The sequence below is a fragment of the Halapricum salinum genome, from assembly GCF_004799665.1.
Lineage (GTDB): Archaea > Halobacteriota > Halobacteria > Halobacteriales > Haloarculaceae > Halapricum > Halapricum salinum.
This window is the reverse complement of the sequence record NZ_CP031310.1, coordinates 2,743,530-2,760,956: the sequence shown is the minus strand read 5'-3', so window position 1 is coordinate 2,760,956 and position 17,427 is coordinate 2,743,530. Positions and strand designations below refer to the sequence as shown.

Annotated in this window: 18 protein-coding genes and 1 tRNA gene; 8 read left to right on the top strand and 11 right to left on the bottom strand. The window is 60.6% G+C overall.

The annotated features are described in order from the left end of the window. Nucleotides 1-123 precede the first annotated feature (123 nt). The gene (locus DV733_RS13535; RefSeq protein ID WP_049992523.1) at nt 124-2,538 is read left to right on the top strand and encodes a ribonucleoside-diphosphate reductase subunit alpha; all 2,415 of its coding nucleotides are present in this window, start codon (nt 124-126) and stop codon (nt 2,536-2,538) included. Between the two features lie 18 nt (nt 2,539-2,556). After that, the gene (locus DV733_RS13530; RefSeq protein WP_049992522.1) at nt 2,557-3,549 is read left to right on the top strand and encodes a ribonucleotide-diphosphate reductase subunit beta; all 993 of its coding nucleotides are present in this window, start codon (nt 2,557-2,559) and stop codon (nt 3,547-3,549) included. 6 nt (nt 3,550-3,555) lie between these two features. On the opposite strand, the gene DV733_RS13525 is transcribed toward DV733_RS13530, so the two are convergent. The 4 genes from DV733_RS13525 to DV733_RS13510 form a co-directional block, all read right to left on the bottom strand. Further along, nucleotides 3,556-4,350: an MOSC domain-containing protein gene (locus DV733_RS13525; RefSeq protein ID WP_049992521.1), complete on the bottom strand. Its 795-nt coding sequence runs from the start codon at nt 4,348-4,350 to the stop codon at nt 3,556-3,558. A 79-nt stretch (nt 4,351-4,429) separates the two neighbouring features. Then, complete coding sequence (locus DV733_RS13520; RefSeq protein ID WP_049992520.1) at nt 4,430-5,392, bottom strand: beta-ribofuranosylaminobenzene 5'-phosphate synthase family protein; 963 nt, start codon at nt 5,390-5,392, stop codon at nt 4,430-4,432. Between the two features lie 68 nt (nt 5,393-5,460). Then, on the bottom strand, nt 5,461-6,762 hold the full coding sequence (locus DV733_RS13515; protein WP_049992519.1) for an alpha-amylase domain-containing protein: 1,302 nt from the start codon (nt 6,760-6,762) through the stop codon (nt 5,461-5,463). A 206-nt stretch (nt 6,763-6,968) separates the two neighbouring features. Then, the gene (locus DV733_RS13510) at nt 6,969-8,297 is read right to left on the bottom strand and encodes an alpha-amylase domain-containing protein (RefSeq protein ID WP_079979344.1); all 1,329 of its coding nucleotides are present in this window, start codon (nt 8,295-8,297) and stop codon (nt 6,969-6,971) included. Between the two features lie 301 nt (nt 8,298-8,598). On the opposite strand from DV733_RS13510, the gene ilvD reads away from it, so the two are divergent. After that, on the top strand, nt 8,599-10,335 hold the full coding sequence (ilvD, locus tag DV733_RS13505; protein ID WP_049992517.1) for a dihydroxy-acid dehydratase: 1,737 nt from the start codon (nt 8,599-8,601) through the stop codon (nt 10,333-10,335). 21 nt (nt 10,336-10,356) lie between these two features. Here ilvD and DV733_RS13500 read toward each other — a convergent pair whose 3' ends face one another. Beyond that, complete coding sequence (locus tag DV733_RS13500) at nt 10,357-11,010, bottom strand: helix-turn-helix domain-containing protein (protein ID WP_049992516.1); 654 nt, start codon at nt 11,008-11,010, stop codon at nt 10,357-10,359. An 84-nt stretch (nt 11,011-11,094) separates the two neighbouring features. Between DV733_RS13500 and DV733_RS13495 the strand changes: the two genes are divergently transcribed. The 3 genes from DV733_RS13495 (at nt 11,095) to DV733_RS17160 (ending at nt 13,864) form a co-directional block, all read left to right on the top strand. Continuing rightward, nucleotides 11,095-12,753, top strand: coding sequence for an NADH-quinone oxidoreductase subunit D (locus DV733_RS13495; protein ID WP_049992515.1), 1,659 nt, complete (start codon nt 11,095-11,097; stop codon nt 12,751-12,753). Between the two features lie 230 nt (nt 12,754-12,983). After that, nucleotides 12,984-13,508, top strand: a complete 525-nt coding sequence (locus DV733_RS13490; protein ID WP_049992514.1) for a DUF6789 family protein — start codon at nt 12,984-12,986, stop codon at nt 13,506-13,508. Between the two features lie 185 nt (nt 13,509-13,693). Next, complete coding sequence (locus tag DV733_RS17160; RefSeq protein WP_154019506.1) at nt 13,694-13,864, top strand: hypothetical protein; 171 nt, start codon at nt 13,694-13,696, stop codon at nt 13,862-13,864. Between the two features lie 136 nt (nt 13,865-14,000). Here DV733_RS17160 and DV733_RS13485 read toward each other — a convergent pair whose 3' ends face one another. Beyond that, nucleotides 14,001-14,861 (bottom strand): hypothetical protein, encoded by an 861-nt coding sequence (locus tag DV733_RS13485; protein WP_136342354.1) that lies wholly within the window; start codon nt 14,859-14,861, stop codon nt 14,001-14,003. Between the two features lie 467 nt (nt 14,862-15,328). On the opposite strand from DV733_RS13485, the gene DV733_RS13480 reads away from it, so the two are divergent. Further along, a complete protein-coding gene (locus DV733_RS13480) occupies nt 15,329-15,601 on the top strand; it encodes a hypothetical protein (protein ID WP_079979343.1) in 273 nt (90 codons plus the stop codon). Between the two features lie 60 nt (nt 15,602-15,661). Here DV733_RS13480 and DV733_RS13475 read toward each other — a convergent pair whose 3' ends face one another. From DV733_RS13475 to DV733_RS13465, 3 genes are read right to left on the bottom strand one after another with little or no spacing between them, the layout of a single operon-like run. Beyond that, on the bottom strand, nt 15,662-16,066 hold the full coding sequence (locus DV733_RS13475) for a type II toxin-antitoxin system VapC family toxin (RefSeq protein ID WP_049992512.1): 405 nt from the start codon (nt 16,064-16,066) through the stop codon (nt 15,662-15,664). Continuing rightward, nucleotides 16,063-16,284: a DUF7557 family protein gene (locus DV733_RS13470; RefSeq protein ID WP_049992511.1), complete on the bottom strand. Its 222-nt coding sequence runs from the start codon at nt 16,282-16,284 to the stop codon at nt 16,063-16,065. The genes DV733_RS13475 and DV733_RS13470 overlap by 4 nt, the downstream gene beginning before the upstream one ends. Nucleotides 16,285-16,326: 42 nt before the next feature. Next, nucleotides 16,327-16,560 carry a hypothetical protein gene (locus DV733_RS13465; RefSeq protein WP_049992510.1) on the bottom strand — a complete coding sequence of 78 codons (234 nt, stop codon included), beginning with the start codon at nt 16,558-16,560 and terminating at the stop codon, nt 16,327-16,329. Nucleotides 16,561-16,707: 147 nt separating this feature from the next. Here DV733_RS13465 and DV733_RS17380 point away from each other — a divergent pair, with 147 nt between their 5' ends. Beyond that, nucleotides 16,708-16,848 carry a hypothetical protein gene (locus tag DV733_RS17380; protein ID WP_170178676.1) on the top strand — a complete coding sequence of 47 codons (141 nt, stop codon included), beginning with the start codon at nt 16,708-16,710 and terminating at the stop codon, nt 16,846-16,848. A 46-nt stretch (nt 16,849-16,894) separates the two neighbouring features. Here the strand turns inward: DV733_RS17380 and DV733_RS13460 are convergent, their stop codons facing one another. Both DV733_RS13460 and DV733_RS13455 read right to left on the bottom strand, forming a co-directional pair. Further along, on the bottom strand, nt 16,895-17,107 hold the full coding sequence (locus DV733_RS13460) for a hypothetical protein (RefSeq protein ID WP_174876520.1): 213 nt from the start codon (nt 17,105-17,107) through the stop codon (nt 16,895-16,897). A gap of 183 nt (nt 17,108-17,290) precedes the next feature. After that, a tRNA-Pro gene (locus tag DV733_RS13455) sits at nt 17,291-17,361 on the bottom strand. Nucleotides 17,362-17,427 lie beyond the last annotated feature (66 nt).

Genomic DNA, 17,427 nt, shown 5'->3' with positions numbered 1-17,427 from the left:
AAACCTTTTTGTACGTGCCGGGATTCAGCCAGGGACACGCCACGACGGCCCAGTCCCGGCCACGTCCGGGGGTGGGTGTACCGTGGGACCATCCCACGTAGAGTGGCAACACTGTCCACAACCATGAGCCAGACGACGCGAAACCATACCGAGACGATCCGTTCGATACTCGATCACGCCTGTCGAAATCACGACACCGTTCTGACCGAGGCGGTGCGCGCGGACCTTACCGAGGCCGCGGCGCGCAACTCCTATCGGGACGCCGGCAGGGACGAACTGTACGACGCACTGGTCGGAACACTGACCGCCAGGAGCGACCGCGACCCGGCCTACGACGCCGTCGCCGCAGACGTCGCCCTCCAGCGCCACTATCGCGAGGTGACGGGGGAAAATCCGCGTTCCGAGGACGCCGACCGACGCTATCGAGACACCTTCGCCGCGAACGTCGAGGAGGGTGTCGAGGCAGGTCTGCTCGACGAGCGACTCCTGAAATACGATCTGGAGGCACTCGCGGACGCACTCGTGCTGGACCGGGACCAGGAGTTCGACTACATCGCCGTCGAGACGCTGCGCCAGCGGTACTTCCTCTCCACAGTAGAGGACGAGCCACTCGAACTGCCACAGGCGTTCTGGATGCGCGTCGCGATGGGAATCGGACTTCGTGAAGACCCCCCGGAGCGCCAGGAACGCGCCCTCGAGTTCTACGAGGCCCTCTCGACACGCCGGTTCGTCCACTCGACGCCGACGCTGTTTCACGCCGGGACGGCCCACCCACAACTGGCCTCTTGCTACCTGACGACCATAGAAGACGATCTGGAAAGCATCTTCGACGCCTACAAAGAGCACGCGAAACTCTCGAAGTGGTCCGGCGGTCTGGGCAACGACTGGACGAACGTCCGCGCCACGGGGTCGCTCATCGAATCGACCGGTGTCGAGTCGACCGGCGTGGTCCCGTTCCTGAAGATCAGCAACGACGTGACCGCCGCGATCAACCGCTCGGGGAAACGTCGGGGGGCAGCCTGTGCGTACCTCGAATGCTGGCACCTAGACTACCCCGATTTCATCGACCTCCGCCGTAATACCGGCGACGAACGCCGACGCACACACGACATGAACACGGCCGCCTGGATCCCCGACCTGTTCATGAAGCGCGTCCGCGAAGGCGGCCAGTGGACGCTGTTCTCCCCCGACGAAGTCCCCGAACTCCACGAGACCTACGGGGAGGAGTTCGAGGCGATTTACGAGGAGTACGAGCGCATGGCCGAGGCGGGCGAACTCCGCCAGTCCGAACAGGTCGACGCCCAGGAACTCTGGCGCGAGACCCTCACTCGCTTGTTCGAAACGGGCCATCCCTGGATCACATTCAAAGATCCCTGTAATATCCGATCGCCGCAGGATCACGCGGGCGTCGTCAACTCTTCGAACCTCTGCACGGAGATAACGCTCAACACGAGCGACGAGGAGACGGCAGTTTGCAACCTCGGGTCGATCAACCTCGCCGAACACGTCGCCAGCGAGGGGATCGACCGCGAGAAACTCGCGGACACCGTCGAGACGGCGATGCGAATGCTCGACAACGTGATCGATCTGAACTTCTACCCGACCGAGAACGCCGAACGCTCGAACATGCGTCATCGTCCTGTGGGCCTCGGGATGATGGGCTTTCACGAAGCCCTGATGACCCAGGGAATCCCGATGGTCGACGACGCCGCGATCGAATTCGCCGACGAGGTCACGGAACTGCTCGCCTACCACGCCATCGACAACTCCGCGAAACTCGCGAAGGAACGCGGTACGTATGATTCCTACGAGGGTAGTAAGTGGGACCGCGACATCTTCCCCCAGGACACGGTCGACCGACTCGAAGACGAACGCGGCGTCGAGATTCCACTCGATACAGAGGAGCGACTGGACTGGGGCGCTGTCCGCGAACACGTCGCCGAGCACGGGATGCGAAACTCGAACACGATGGCCGTCGCGCCGACGGCGACGATCTCGACGATCGCCGGCACCAGCCCGTCGATCGAGCCGGTCTACTCCAATCTCTACGTGAAGTCCAACATGTCCGGGGACTTCACGAGAGTCAACGAGCAGCTGGTCGCCGATCTCGAAGCGCGTGACCTGTGGGACGACCAGCTCCGTGATCAGCTGACCTATCACGACGGTTCGATCCAGGAGATCGATCGCGTCCCCGACGACCTGAAACGGCTCTATCGCGGCGCGTTCGAGATCGATCCTCGCCACCAACTCAAACTCGCCGCTGTCAGGGGGCAGTGGATCGACCAGAGTCAGTCGGTCAACGTCTTCTTCCCCAGTACCGACGGCTCGAAACTCAACGAGGTCTACCAGACCGCCTGGGAGTACGGTCTGAAGACGACCTACTACCTCCGTACGCTGGGGGCGAGCCAGATCGAGAAGACCACGCTGGACATGGCCGAATACGACGATACCCAGACTCGCGACGAGAGCGAGGACGAACAACGGAAAGATCACGACGCACCGACTGTCGAAGACCCGACCTGTGACGCCTGTCAGTAGAACAATCGGAGGACACACATGCCCATCATCAGCCACGACGACACTCACGATCCGAACAAGATATTGCCGATCGACTACGACTGGGCCCGCGAGTACTACACGCAGGGCGTCGCCAACAACTGGACGCCCGAGGAAGTCCCCATGCAGGACGACGTCGCCCAGTGGCGCAACGACGACCTGACCGCAGCCGAAAAGCACCTCGTCGAGTGGAACCTCGGTTTCTTCTCGACGGCCGAGTCCCTGACGGCGAACAACATCGTCCTCGCCCTGTACGAGTACGTCACCGCGCCCGAGTGTCGCCAGTACCTCCTCAGACAGGCCTACGAAGAGGCGATCCACACGGACACGTTCATCTACTGCTGCGATAGTCTAGGATTCGACCCCGAGTACCTCTACGGGATGTACGACCGCATCCCCGCAATCGAGGCCAAAGACGACTTCGTGGTCGAGCTGACCTGTGCTATCGATCAGGACGACTTCACCATCGACGGTCCCCACGACCTCCGGCAGTTCCTCCGTGACTGCGTGGGATTTTACGTCATCATGGAGGGGATCTTCTTCTACGCGGGGTTCGCGATGATGCTCGCACTCAAACGGCAGAACAAGATGATCGGCGTCGGCGAGCAGTTCGAGTACATCATGCGCGACGAATCGCTCCACGTGAACTTCGGCGTCGACCTGGTCAACACGATCCGCGAGGAGAACCCAGCCGTGTGGACCGCCGACTTCGAATCGGAGGTCGGGGACTTGATCGAGGAAGCCGTCGACCTCGAACAGCGCTACGCCCGCGAAGCCTGCCCCGACGAAATTCTGGGAATGTCCAGCGAGCAGTTCGCCGAATACGTCGAGTACGTCGCCGACCGCCGGCTCACCCAGTTGCGGATGGACCCGATCTACGGGACGGACAACCCCTTCCCCTGGATGAGCGAACAGGTCGATCTCAACAAGGAGAAGAACTTCTTCGAGTCCACAGTCACGGAGTATCAGGACGCCGGGAGTCTGGACTGGTAGTCTCAGTCAGCTAGTCGCCGACACCGTCTCCCCGATCACGACCTCCGCACCGATCGAGATCGTCTCCCCCCGTGACGCCTCAGGCGTGCGCGTGTTGACCATCACTCTGAAGTAGTGGTCGAACTGCCGTTCGTCCGCCCACGAGGGCAGTGTCTTCTCCCGATTCTCGACGAACGTCCGCTGAAAGCCGTCGATCTCCGCGCCGGTGTCGGGATCACGCGTCGGGACGACGCACCGCTGACAGGGGCTGATTCCTTCGAAGGAAACACCATCTATCTCGAAGCGGACGCGTTCGTCGGGGCCGGCATAGAGTCGGTCTTCCCAGAAGGGTTCGGCCTCGACGACGAGATTCGGACGGAGTCGACGCCGCATTTCGGTCGCACCGTCGATCTCGTCGTACCAGCCGGCGATCGTTTCGAGCGTCCCCGTCGAGATGATCGTCGGACCGAAATCCGCGGTGTCGTCCGGGAATCCAAGCTCCTCGTCGCGGACGAACGAGATCGGCGGCTCGAACCGCTCGTCGAGCCACGTCGCTGCTGCCTCACGTTCGGCTTCGAGGTCGAACCGGGCAGAGTCAGTGTCGTCGGTGAGCGTGACGATCGTCCCGCTCGCGTCGAAGTCGGCGCTGATGCGGTGGACCGCCGGAGTACGCTTGCCGTTGACGTACTCGCCGTCGTCGTCGACCATCGCGAACTGCCTGTCGGGACGGAGCGAGCCGCCATCGGCGATCGTCACCGTCTCGACCGCGCGGCCGTCGAGCGACTTGATCGGGTAGACGTAGATCCCCTCCAGCGTAGCCATGTCCGAATCCACGGCTGGGTAAAGGCAGTAGCTTGCGGTTCGGGCAAGTGTCGCTCGACGCCAAGGGTGTGGTGTCTGATTACTCGATCTGGGTACCCGAGTTCGACGCCGAGACGACTCTGACCGTGCCGTCGAGTCCGAGTTCGTCGAGTGCGTCTTCGACCCGGTCGCGTGCCGCGTCAGCCTGTGGCGCGTGCGTCACGCCGTAGACCGTCGGTCCCCAGGAAGACTGGCCCGCCCCCGCTATCTCGGGGATGGAGTCGAGTGCTTCGATCACGCTTCCTGCCGGCGGGCGGTAGACGCCGCCCTGTTCGTCGGCGTACCACGCGCCGTTCAGCCGACCCAGGCGCTCGACTGCTGTTCCGAATTGCTCGTGGTCACCCGTCGCTACCGCAGGCAAGAGCTGTCGGGTCACGACGAGCGCGATCTCGTCTGCGATCCCCGGATCTGCGCGTTCGACCACTGCTCTGATACTCTCGTCTTCCGGACGGCCGTGTCGACCCGCGTCGACGTCGGGCGTCACGAGAACGAACCGCCAGTCATCGGGCACGTCGTGGCGAGCGATCACTGGTGGAACCTGCCACTCACCTTCGCCAGGGGGTTCGTGGGTGAACAGCGTCGTCGGATGGCCCGAATCGACGACGAAACCGCCGGTCTCGAAGGTCGCGACGCCGACCCCGCTACGTCCGCCGCGAGCGAGTTTCGGTGCGGCCGCTCGAACGTCGACCGATCGGTCGTAGGCTGCTGCGATGGCGCGGAGACTTGCCAGAGCCAGGCGAGTTCCGCTGCCGAGGCCGACGTGTCGGGGCAGGCGCTGTTCGATCGTCACGTTCGCACCTGGAACGCCGAGGACCTCGACCGCGCGCTCGACGTAGCCCGCGACGTCTGCTCCGTCGCAGATCACGCTGTCGGCCGGTTCGGCGTCGAGAACGAGCCGTGGCTGGTCGAGTGCGATCCCGATACCGCCGTAGAGGCGGTCGTGGGCCAGCGAGAGGTTCTGGAAGCCGACGTGAATCCGGCCGCCGACGGTGACCCGTGGCATACCAGTGGGTGAGACAGCCGGGGCTAAGAATCTGTGGACACGACCGCAAAAATAGATCAGGAGAGTGATCAGTACGGCGCGAGCGCGACCCAGCCGCCCGGCGGGACAGAGACTTCGACCCAGCCGTCGCCGTTGACGTAGACGTCGTCGATCGAGCCGGTGTAGTCTTTCAGCGTCGTGTTGCGCCAGGACGTGTAGACCCACTGCGACTGCCAGGAGCCCGACTGGTTGATGCCAGTCAGGAGGTTGTTGTAGCGCTCGTGGATCAGCAGGTTCTGGCTGTCGTGGCGGAAGTACATGTCTCCGCCGGCCAGGTTCTTCTTGATCCAGATGAGATTGGTGAGCCAGCCAGCGTCGAGGTCGACGCCCTCGGGTTTTGCGTGGTTGGCGAACACCATCGGATAGCCCGGTGCGGTCAGGATGAACGCGTGGGCGAGCTTCCGGTTGGACGGCGGGTCGTCGTCGTGGTTGTCGACGAACGTCGAGGCGTGATAGGCGTCACGCCCCATGATCGAGTTGCCGTTGCGCACGGCGTCGGCGACGTTCGAGAGGTTGCCGCCGTAGGCGAACTCCGACTTGAGTTTGTAGTGGAGGGGGTAGTCGAAGCAGTTCATCCCCGTGTTGACGTAGTCCATCACGAAGTCGGTGTTCCCGTCGTAGACTTCGCCGACTTTGAACATCCCGAGGTCGTTGGCCCACTGGTTGGCGTAGTCACGGAACCACCATTTGGGGACGTGCTTGGCGGCGTCCCAGCGGAACCCGTCGAAGCCGAGGTCGTTGCCTAGCGTGTAACAGAAGTCCCGGAGGATGTTGGTGACCTCGCCGTTCTCGTGTTTGAGGTCCCAGAGACCGTACAGTTGCTTGGTAGTTCGGCCACTGTCGTAGGGGTCGTGGAAGTAGCTCCGATCCGGGAACGGCGGGTAGTGGCCGCCGTCGGGTTCGGTCGTCCCGGTGTGGTTGACCACGGAATCTGCGTAGACGTCGACCCCGTTGTTGTGCAACGAACTGATCATCCCGCGAAGCTCCGACTCCGTCCCTAGCGAGGAGTTGAAGTCGAAGTGGTCTCGCGGATTGTAGCCGTTGGAGTTCGAGGAGTTCGGTTTACACGGCGACTGGATCCACACCGCGTCGTAGCCAGCGTTGGCGATCGTGCCGGCCTCGTTGCTGATGCGATTCCAGTGATCGCCGATCGGTCCGTAGTCACCGTAGTCGAAGTACTGTAATGCGACCGGTTCGCCAGCCGCACTCGCCGTGCCAGCGAGCGTGCTCGAACCGACGGTCACCGCTGCCGCCGCTGCGGTCGACCGTTTCAGGAGTTGTCGTCTTGTAAGCTGTCCGCTCACGTTCGTACCGAATTTCTTGCCCGTCATTGGCTGTTCCCCGTGCGCCCGACACGGTCTCGATCGTCAGATCGGGACCAAGTAATCGGGTAACACAATCGTAAAAGATGATGGATATACCTTATATTTTATCATGTTATTACAGACAGCTAGATAACAAATAGTCCCGAGAAATGACTGATATACAGTATAGCTGCTAAGACGAAAAGTCGGGGCGTCAGAGAGGAGACGGCCGATCAGGGCGCGAGTGCCGTGTATCCGCCCGGAGGGATCGTCACTTTGACCCAGCCGTCGCCGTTGACCCAGGCATTGTTGCTGCCGGAGTAATCGTTGAGGCTCTGATTGCGCCAAGTCGTGTAGACCCATTGCTCGGTCCAGGAACTCGACTGGTTGATCCCCATCAGGAGGTTGTTGTTCCGCTCGTAGATGAGGTTGTTCTGGTCCGCGTGGCGGAAGTACAGCGCGCCGCCTGCGAGGTTGTTCTTGATCCAGACCAGGTTTCCGAGATAGCCCTGGTCGAAGCTGATCCCGTCGTAGTCGGCATGGTTGTCGTAGACGAACGGGTAGCCGGGCGCGGTCAGGATGAACGCGTAAGCCAGCTTCTTGTTCGAGGGATAGCCCGTGTCGTGGTTCTCGACGAACGTACACGCGCGGGTCGAGTTCCGGCCGAGCACACAGTTGCCGTTCTCGATGGTGTCCCGGACGTTCCGGAGATCACCGCCGTACTTGAAGTTGCCCTTGAGGGCATAGAACAGCGGATAGTCGAAGACGTTCTGGCCGCGCCACTCGCCGCCAGACCACTGGTTGACGTAGTTCATCAGGAAGTCGGTGTTGCCGTCGAAGACCTCACCGACTCGGAACATGTTGAGGTCGTTGGCCCAGCGGTTGGCCTCGTCACGCCAGAACCACTGTGGGATGTGTTTGGCCGCGTCCCAGCGATAGCCGTCGGCCCCGAGGTCGGAGATTTTCTTGACGTAGCGATACAGCTCGCCCCGGACGTAGCCTTTGTCCTGGTCGAGGTCCCAGAGTCCGGCCAGCTGGCCGTCCAATCGATCCTGTCCGACAGACTTGGGATAGTGGAAGTCCTGACTGGAGAAGTACGGATACGCGCCCGTACTCGGATCGGATGTCCCCATGTGGTTGAGGACGGTGTCGACGTAGAGCTTGGTGTAGCCCCCGCTGGCGTTGTGCAGCGAGTCGGCCATGTTCGAGAACTCCCACTCGTTGCCGAAACTCGTCTGATCGAAGTTTCGATGATTCTTCGGGTTGTACCCGTTCGAACTCGGCGAGTTGGGTTTACACGGCTGTTGAACCCAGACCGCGTCGTAGCCGACGTTCGAGATCGAATCGGCCTGATTTGCGACGCGGTTCCAGTGACCGCCGGTCGGCCCGCCGCTGTGCCCGTAGTCGAAGTACTGCAGGGCGACTGGTTCGCCGGCGGCACTGGCCGAACCCGTAAGTGCCGTCGAGCCCATCGCCGCTGCCGCGGCGGTCGCGCCTGCACGTTTGAGAACTGCCCGTCTCGTTAGCGATCCACGGACTGTGCCGTGGTTTGATTCTGACATTCGTGGTACCCCCTTTGGTACACGTGTGCAGTATGAGCGGTATCGGGACACAGTGGCTAGCACACCGTCGCCCCTGCTGTCCCCCTTTCGGGTAACTGTGCCCGTGTGACGTTCCCCCTCACACCGTACCCACCAAAAGAAAATGATGGTTATTAAAACTTCCTTTCTCCACCAATTGGTGTTAGATGAATGCAATATTACAATGAATCACTGGAGTGGTAAACGGAGGTTGTCGACGTCCCATGGGAGCCAGGACCACAGCTCCGGGGGCCTTAAGAGCCCCCATCGCCGACACGTGAACATGGGACCGGACGCGACAGACGCAGACGACCGCTCCGAGAAGGACCCCGACCTCCGGAGCAGCGAGGTCACGGAGGGCATCGAGAAAGCGCCCCACCGTGCGATGTTCCGAGCGATGGGCTACGACGACGAGGACCTGGACTCGCCGATGATCGGCGTCGCGAACCCAGCGGCCGACATCACGCCATGTAACGTCCACCTCGACGACGTGGCAGAATCAGCCTACGAAGGTGTCGACGAGGCCGGTGGCATGCCGATCGAGTTCGGGACGATCACCATCTCCGACGCTATCTCGATGGGTACGGAGGGGATGAAAGCGAGTCTGATCTCCCGTGAAGTGATCGCCGATTCGGTCGAACTCGTCTCCTTCGGCGAACGGATGGACGGGCTCGTCACCATCGGCGGCTGTGACAAGAACATGCCGGGGATGATGATGGCCGCGATCCGGACTGATCTGCCGAGCGTTTTCCTCTACGGCGGATCGATCATGCCCGGCGAACACGACGGCCGGGAGATCACGATCCAGAACGTCTTCGAGGGCGTCGGTGCCGTCGCCCAGGGCGAGATGAGCGAAGACGAACTCGACGAGATGGAGCGAAACGCCTGCCCGGGTGCGGGCTCCTGCGGCGGGATGTTCACCGCCAACACGATGGCCTCCATCTCCGAGGCGCTCGGGTTCGCGCCACTGGGCAGCGCTTCCCCGCCGGCAGAAGAATGGTCACGGTACACCGTCGCCCGCGAAAGCGGCGAACTCGCTGTCGAGGTCGTTCAGGAACAGCGCAAACCGTCGGACTTCCTCAGCAAGGAGAGCTTCGAGAATGCGATCACCCTCCAGGTCGCCGTCGGCGGCTCGACCAACGCTGTCCTCCACCTGCTCGCGATGGCCGCCGAGGCCGGCGTCGATCTGGATATCGAGGACTTCAATCGCATCAGCGCTCGGACACCGAAGATTGCGGATCTCCAGCCCGGCGGCGAGAAGGTCATGAACGACCTCCACGAGGTCGGCGGCGTCCCGGTCGTCCTCAAGGAACTCCTCGACGCGGACCTCATCCACGGCGACGCCCTCACCGTGACGGGCAACACGATCGGCGAGGAACTCGAATCGATGGAGTTGCCGACGATCGAGGACCTCAACGCCGACTTCCTGCACCCCGTGAACGACCCGATCCACGAGCGCGGCGCGATCCGCATCCTCACCGGGAATCTCGCTCCGGAAGGGGCAGTCATCAAGATAACCGGATCGGACCATCTCCACCACGAGGGCCCGCTCCGGGTCTTCGAGGAGGAATCGGAGGCGATGAAGTACGTCCAGGAGGGCCACGTCGAGTCGGGCGACGCCATCGTCATCCGCAACGAGGGGCCCCGCGGCGGTCCCGGGATGCGCGAGATGCTCGGCGTCACCTCCGCGGTCGCCGGACAGGGTCACTCCGAGGACGTCGCCCTGCTGACCGACGGTCGCTTCTCCGGGGCAACCCGCGGGTTCTCGATCGGCCACGTCGCACCCGAGGCTTACGTCGGGGGCCCGATCGCCGCGATCGAAGACGGCGATCAGCTCACGATCGACATCGACGACCTCGAACTATCGGTCGACCTGACCGACGAGGAGATCGAGCAGCGCCTCGAAGACCGTGACGAGCCAGAACCCAACTACACCAGCGGCGTGCTGGCGAAGTATCATCGGGACTTCGGTTCCGCGGCAAACGGCGCCGTGACGAATCCCGGCGCGAAGCGAGACTGAGAATCCCGGACCACCAGTCGATCACTCGCCCAGGTACTGGGCGACGAGCGCGCGTTCGGCTTTTCTGAGGTGATTCGACGCCGTACTCGGCGCGACATCGAGCCTGTCGGCAATTTGCTCTATCGATCCCGCCCGAGGGAGGTCGTAGTACCCGCTGTCGAATGCGACTTCGAGCGTCTCACGCTGGCGATCCGTCAGGGTCGCTGGGGCCCGCCACGGGGCGTCGAACTCCCCGATCTCCTCGATCGTGAGATCGATGTCGTCGGGGATGTCCGCGACGACAGACTCGAGTGCGGACGACTCACCCACGACCCGCGCTCGCGTCGACCCGTCTGCGTCGAAGACGATCGGTGGCACAGAGAGGACGCGGTTGTCGGTGAACGCTGCCTGAAACTCCACGTCGACGTCACGTGGCTCGTTTTCGACGTACGCGTAGAAACTGTCGTCGTCGATGGGCGTGAGGTCGTATTCGCGGACGAACGCCGGCTCGGCGATCGCATCCCGGTAGGGTTCGATCGGGCCGACGACGCGAAAGAGAAAGACGTCCAGATCGGGCCGTGAATCGTTCCAGGCCAGCAGCGCCGTCTCCTCGTACCCTGGGGTTTCGACGATGAAGGTGTGCATGTCGTTTCGTCGCTCGGGCGGCTCGCGTAGCGTCAGCGAGACGTGCTTCATCGTCGGATTCGAGTACCGCGCCGTTTAAAAACGCACTAGTCTGTTCGTCAGAAACCGCTTGGGGGAAGTGGTCGATGGATGGGTATGGCCCTCTCCGAACCCGTCAGTGACGACGAAGTCGTCGGTGGAACTATCGAGCGAGCGGTCGACTCGCTCGGCGACCGCGTTCGCGACCGCGAAGAACACGTCAACGCGCCGGGAGTCGTCGTCGCGCCCGACGATGTCGCGGATGTTGTGGCTACCGTCCGCGAGCGCGCGGGACTCGACCACTGCGCCTGTGTCACTGCCCAGGAGTACGCCGACCGCTTCGAGACCATCTACCACCTGCGGGACTACGACGATCCGACCCGTGAGCTGAGCGTAGTCGTGCCGGTTCCCCGCGATCGCCCCTGCAGCGAGTCGGTCGCTGGCGTCTTCGAGACGACCGACTGGCACGAGCGCGAGGCCTACGACCTCCTCGGAATCGAGTACGACGACCACCCCAACCTCGAACGAATCCTGCTGCCCGAGACCTGGCAAGGTCACCCGCTTCGCGAGGATTTCGACCAGAATCAGCCCCAGATCGTCCCGTTTCGCGAGCACGCCAACCCGCTGAGCCAGGACGAGCGCGCCGATTCGGACACGATGCTGGTCAACATCGGCCCCCACCATCCCGCGACCCACGGTGTCCTCCACATCAAGATCACGCTCGACGGCGAGACGGTCGTCGACGCCGAACCCGACATCGGCTACATCCATCGCTGTGAGGAGCAGATGTGCGAGCAGGGGACCTACCGCCACCAGATCATGCCCTATCCCGACCGGTGGGACTGGGGCGGGGCCGGGATCTGCAACGAGTGGGCATATGCCCGTACTGCCGAATCGCTGGCCGACATCGACGTGCCCGAGTACGCCCAGGTGTTGCGGACGATGTCGGCGGAACTCTCCAGAATGTTGAGTCACTTCCTCGCCATCGGTGCGTACGCGCTGGACGTCGTCGGCGACTTCACGGCGACGTTCATGTACGCCATCGCCGACCGCGAGAAGATCCAGAATCTGCTGGAGGACCTGACCGGCCAGCGATTGATGTTCAACTACTTCCGACTCGGCGGTGTCTGCTGGGATCTGCCCGAGCCGCGCGAGGAGTATCTGGCGAAGGTTCGGTCGTTCGTCGAGGACCTGCCGTCGCGCCTCTCTGAATACCACGATCTGATCACTGGCAACGAGATCCTCCAGATGCGGACGCTAGACGTAGGCCATCTCGATCCCGACGTGGCCAAACGCTACGGCGTGACGGGCCCAGTCGCGCGGGGCTCGGGGATCGACTACGATATTCGTCGCGACGATCCGTACGGCTACTACGACGAACTCGACTGGGACGTCGTGACCGAGGACGGATGTGACAACTTCGCGCGCGTTCTCGTGCGCCTGCGAGAACTCGAAGAGTCTGCCAAGATCGTCGAGCAGTGCGTCGATCTGCTGGCCGAGTGGCCCGCGGACGACCGCGAAATTCAGTCGAACGTCCCCCGGACGTTGCGGCCGGAGTACGACAGCGAGGTCTATCGGGCAGTCGAGGCAGCCAAAGGCGAACTCGGAATCTACATTCGCAGCGACGGGACGGATACGCCCGCGCGGTTCAAGATCCGTGGGCCGTCGTTCTCGAACCTGCAGGCGCTGCCGGAGATGAGCGAAGGTGAATACATCGCGGACATGATCGCGACGCTGGGAAGTCTGGATACGATTATGGGAGAAGTAGATCGGTAGCGAGACGCCGAGCGCAGCGAGGCGTCTCGGAAAAGGCGAGCGGTGACGGAGGAACCGCGAGCTAGCGAGACACCGAGTGAAACGAGGTGTCTCGAACTAGAACGGTGAGCGAAGCGAGCCGTGGAAGATAGCGAGTCGACGAGTAGAGAGACCCCGGAGTAACGCATACCAGTTACGCCTCTCCGAGTACCCTCACGCCATCTATATTCGGGGGCGTCGTTTGTTAGCATATGCCGAACAGCACGAGCGAGCAACGGGTCGACGAATCGGTCGAAGGGGCGTTCGAAAAAGCGGTCTACGGCGAGGCGACCGAGCCGATTACACCCGCCGTGATCATTAGCGCGATGGTCAGCGGAGCCGTCGGCCTGGTAGCGATGCTCCCTGTCGCGGTCGGGGTGCCGATTCTGCTGGGTCTGTTCCAACTCGAAGCCCCAGCCGGCTTCGGCTATCTGGTCGCTGCCCAGCCGAGCGCCGGACTCGGCGCGCTCTTTTATCTGATCGGCGGGGCCATCGTGTTACCGCTGTTTTTCGTCGTGACGGCGACGTTTCTGCCACCGCAGAGGCCACGGTTCGTCCGCGGCGCGACGCTGAGTACGATCTTCTGGCCGGGGTTCGTCATCGGCTTCTGGCCCGAAGGGGGTTCCACTGTCGTCGTCGCGTTCCTCGTGATCTCGCTGCTGGCTCACTGGATCTACGGTCTCGTCCTCGGTGCCTCTCTGACCTACCTGACCGGTATCCCGAACCACGATATCTGATCGGTTCACGATTCGGTTTCGGTTCTTACGATACGTGCCTCACGTGGGCATCCGGCGAGTGGAACGAGCCGGTTCACTTATTGGTCATCATAACCGGTAAATTTCTACTCTGGACGTCACCCATCAATCAACGCTGACTATAGATCGAGCTTTGAGGCAATAGAATATGACGCAGTTAGGACTCGATGACTATCGACGCTGAGCGCGTACGCACGACGCTCGAACTGACGCAACTCGAGGACGGGCGCTGGCAGACCACCCAGCGAGACGTTGATCTCGTTGGTTACGGTGAGAGAGGTGCGCTCGCTGCGATGGACTACTGCCGCAAAGTCGCGGAGGGAACCGACAATGAGTGACACTGAAAAAGGCAATAGTATTCGTTACCGGTGTGACGCCTGCGGTTACGAATTCACGACCCAGGGGTCCGGAGTGATCGCATGTCCTCGCTGCGGAGCAATAGAAGATTACGATTGTATCTGAATTTACCAGAACCTAATCCGAGATTGACCATCTTCTACCAGTAGAATCTAAGCGAGTAATGGGACTCTGGTCCTCCAGAAGCTCTTCAGCTTCCTCCCACCATTCATCGGACTCTTCGTATCCCAATGTGTGATCTGGATAGATACTCCCTTTCAGCTCTCGATCAGTGACCACGTTCTCCCCTTCAGCTAGTCTAATACAGGCTTTCAGCATTTCCTGCACTTCATCATCCATTTCTTCAGCCTGATCGGCGAGAGTGGATAATTCAGGATTATTATCGCTATTTTCCTCAGACCGACCGCTCTGCAAAGTGGACACATAAACAAGGTCTCTCACGAAGCTAAGAAATGCACCACCCATTATAAAGAGACCACCAAGAACAGCAAGATAGATTCCAATCTCTGGGGTAACGCTAGCCCCCTCTAGCCCCGACGACGTCACTTCAGAATTTTGTCGGGCTGTGTCAGAAAGATCGGAAAGAGCAAAACCTATCCTTCCAACGATAAAAAGACCGTCTGCAAAGACGATGAGGTGACTCCAAGATCCCCAGAACCAATAGGAGCATGCCAATACAATCGCTGCTTCAATCAGCATCACCCAGCCCCCAACTTGGAGTCCTGTAACTTGGAAAATGCCTGCGCTAAGCCACGGCGCGAACACTGAAATTGCCAGTATTACGGCACCAATCCCTGCCAGATATCTTCCTGCCTTCCGTGATCGCGACCGAGAACTATCTATATCTGATTGGTCAGCTCGTGATTGATGGTTCTTAGACTCGCTATTATCAATATCGTTTGAGACTTTCTCACCACACTCCTTACAATACGTCCAGGTTTCACCAATAGCGGCACCGCAGTCGGTACAGTGCTCCATCAATCATGGTTAGTATAAACACAGAAATATAAGACTTAGCGATTATGAGCGATTCAGTGAGAACTACAATCTATTCTATATGCTAGATTGAGTAGAAAAAACTAGATCGGGCCCGTTCGGATACCGTGGTTCTCGCACAGACTGTGAGTTACCTGAATCGCATATTAGAATTTCTCAAGGAGCATAGACCCCAGAGCGATAAGGAAAATGAACACTGCTACCATGCTCAAATTGGCGTATATAGAAGGTATTAATTGAGGAATGCTACCTGGAATGCCGAACTATAAAATAAACCCTGTCAACACAAATCCGAGAGTATATCCGATATTCCAGTATGAAGCGGACATCGCTTCCAGTCTTTCTTTCACAGAATATTCGAAGGATTGGCTAACAAATAGAGAGTGCGTATTGAACAGAAGAACATGCTCTCCTTCAGCTATTAGTACGAAGATTGTGATACAATACCTATGGAACGGTTGTACGTCTACAACGGCGCTCTTGCAGTAATTGGACTATCACTTGGATTACCCGCGATGGGCTCGCTCATTGCTGGGAACTACAGTATTCCGGTACTACTGATGGCAATAGGTGGAGGTGGGATGATTGTCGGTGCTGGCTACGAATCACTGCGAACCGATCCTAATGAGTTTACTATCTCCGTCGCCGCTCTCTTTGCATTAGTTGGTGCCGCCTGTATGAGTCTTCTCGGAGCTATCCTCTCTGCGGTCTCTGGTATGTAGATTTCCTGTCTCTACCAATCAGGAGATCGTCCGGGTCTATGTTGAGAACCGGACAGGGGGTCAGGAAACGATGACGTCGATGTCGGTAAGTTCGTGGATCGGAGACTTGTCGAAATCGTTGCTGTTGTGAGTGACGAACGTCGCGCCGGCCTCGTGGGCGATCGCGAGGTTGAGCATGTCGATGGGGTCGAGCGTCACGCCCTGGGTTTGCAGCCGTTCACCGAGATAGGCCGCTTCGAGGGCGACATCGTCAGAAAAATTGAGGATTCGGTCGATATCCCTGTTCAGCGTCCGCTGCGATTGGAGCATCTGGGTCCGACTGGCCTGTGACTTGTAGAATTCCCAGGCAACGAGTGACGGGATCGTCCACTCCCGGTTGCTGTACTGCTTGAGATGTGAGACGACGGTCGGGTCTGGATCTTGACCGCCGATCTTGACGAGGACGTCGTTGTCGAGAACGATCATTCGACTCGCTTCTCCAGCGACTCGTTCAGTTCCTCATGGGCTTCGTTCATTTTCTCTTCGAGATTACCGTCGTCGAATTCGCTGAGGAACCCTGCCATCTCTTCGACGTCCTTCTCTTGGCGGCTGAGGCGGTCCAGCAGGTCGTTGAATGATTCGTCTTCGCGTTTCAGGTCTCGAAGGCGGTCTTTGACGTCGTCGGATACTCGGATTGTGCTCATGTGTATACGTTGTGTACAGTGTGGAATAGATGTTTCGCCGATTCACTCAAACATATCGTAGTCGCCGAGTGAGATGATCAGGCAGCCGGTCGTCGGATCGTACGCGCGCTGGAGGCGATCACCCTGCTCGATGTCGAAGTGGTCCCGCAGCCGTGCCGGAATCGCTGAGTAGGCGGTCCCGCGATTCATCTGCACCTGGGCGGACCCTTCCGGGGAGAGCGTCGTCGTGTCGGCGAGCGCCTGGGTCACTCGTCGTTCGGCGTCGGTCTGGCTCATATCCGCTGGGATGGCCTGCACCCTCAAATATGCCCGATATGACGCCCTGAGGCCCGCCCTGCCGTCACCCCTGAAACCCTCTGAGTTGCGGATTCCTTACCCTGCTGTCACCCAGTGCGACTGTTGTATGAGATATGAGTCCAACAGTTGAGTTCGGGAGCAAGAGCGCTGCCGACGCTGCTCGAATCGCTCGCGGAGATCCCGGACGGACACCGACTCTCGACGCTGCACGAGCACATGAGCGAGGAGACCGACGACGAGAGCGGCGGCTTCGAGGTCGAAAAGTAAGGGACGCTCGGGACCCAGTCACAGTCGTCGACGAGCGTCCGGCCCTTCAGCGCCCAGGTGACTCTGTGCGGGCTGTCGCCACCGCTGAGGAAGACATGCGCTCGGCGTCGTTGATGGGACCGCCGGAGTCGCGCTCGGTTTGTGCGCCCTTCCAGGGTATCGAGAGGTCCCAGTCGCCGGGCATCGACAGCGTCGACGAACCGCCGACCGGGTCGCCGAGGTCGTCGCTGGGCTCCCAGCTGTGCGCGGCGCGGCTCACGGGCGACACACCCCCCTCGTCGAGAGCGGGACAGCGCTTCAGTTCTTCGTCGATGACGCAGCCGCAACAGTCGCAGATTTGACCCAGGTAGCCGGCTGGGTCGACGTCAGCGCTACGGCTCACGCTGACCACCTCGAAATGCGGAAAAAGCGGCAGAGTGTGCCGCCAACCTTTATTTTGGAGTGGGACCGCCGAGATTCGAACTCAGGTCCTACCGACCCCATCGGCAGAGGATACCACTACCCTACGGTCCCGCAAATAGGTCGAAGAGGGAGCGCCAATTAAGGGTGTCGTTTCGGGTCGCAGTCCGGCGGTGTGAT

Coding starts and splice junctions, on each gene's coding strand:
- DV733_RS13535 (WP_049992523.1), top strand. CDS start 124: ATGAGCCAGACGACGCGAAACCATACCGAGACGATCCGTTCGATACTC.
- DV733_RS13530 (WP_049992522.1), top strand. CDS start 2,557: ATGCCCATCATCAGCCACGACGACACTCACGATCCGAACAAGATATTG.
- DV733_RS13525 (WP_049992521.1), bottom strand. CDS start 4,350: ATGGCTACGCTGGAGGGGATCTACGTCTACCCGATCAAGTCGCTCGAC.
- DV733_RS13520 (WP_049992520.1), bottom strand. CDS start 5,392: ATGCCACGGGTCACCGTCGGCGGCCGGATTCACGTCGGCTTCCAGAAC.
- DV733_RS13515 (WP_049992519.1), bottom strand. CDS start 6,762: ATGACGGGCAAGAAATTCGGTACGAACGTGAGCGGACAGCTTACAAGA.
- DV733_RS13510 (WP_079979344.1), bottom strand. CDS start 8,297: ATGTCAGAATCAAACCACGGCACAGTCCGTGGATCGCTAACGAGACGG.
- ilvD (WP_049992517.1), top strand. CDS start 8,599: ATGGGACCGGACGCGACAGACGCAGACGACCGCTCCGAGAAGGACCCC.
- DV733_RS13500 (WP_049992516.1), bottom strand. CDS start 11,010: ATGAAGCACGTCTCGCTGACGCTACGCGAGCCGCCCGAGCGACGAAAC.
- DV733_RS13495 (WP_049992515.1), top strand. CDS start 11,095: ATGGCCCTCTCCGAACCCGTCAGTGACGACGAAGTCGTCGGTGGAACT.
- DV733_RS13490 (WP_049992514.1), top strand. CDS start 12,984: ATGCCGAACAGCACGAGCGAGCAACGGGTCGACGAATCGGTCGAAGGG.
- DV733_RS17160 (WP_154019506.1), top strand. CDS start 13,694: ATGACTATCGACGCTGAGCGCGTACGCACGACGCTCGAACTGACGCAA.
- DV733_RS13485 (WP_136342354.1), bottom strand. CDS start 14,861: ATGGAGCACTGTACCGACTGCGGTGCCGCTATTGGTGAAACCTGGACG.
- DV733_RS13480 (WP_079979343.1), top strand. CDS start 15,329: ATGGAACGGTTGTACGTCTACAACGGCGCTCTTGCAGTAATTGGACTA.
- DV733_RS13475 (WP_049992512.1), bottom strand. CDS start 16,066: ATGATCGTTCTCGACAACGACGTCCTCGTCAAGATCGGCGGTCAAGAT.
- DV733_RS13470 (WP_049992511.1), bottom strand. CDS start 16,284: ATGAGCACAATCCGAGTATCCGACGACGTCAAAGACCGCCTTCGAGAC.
- DV733_RS13465 (WP_049992510.1), bottom strand. CDS start 16,560: ATGAGCCAGACCGACGCCGAACGACGAGTGACCCAGGCGCTCGCCGAC.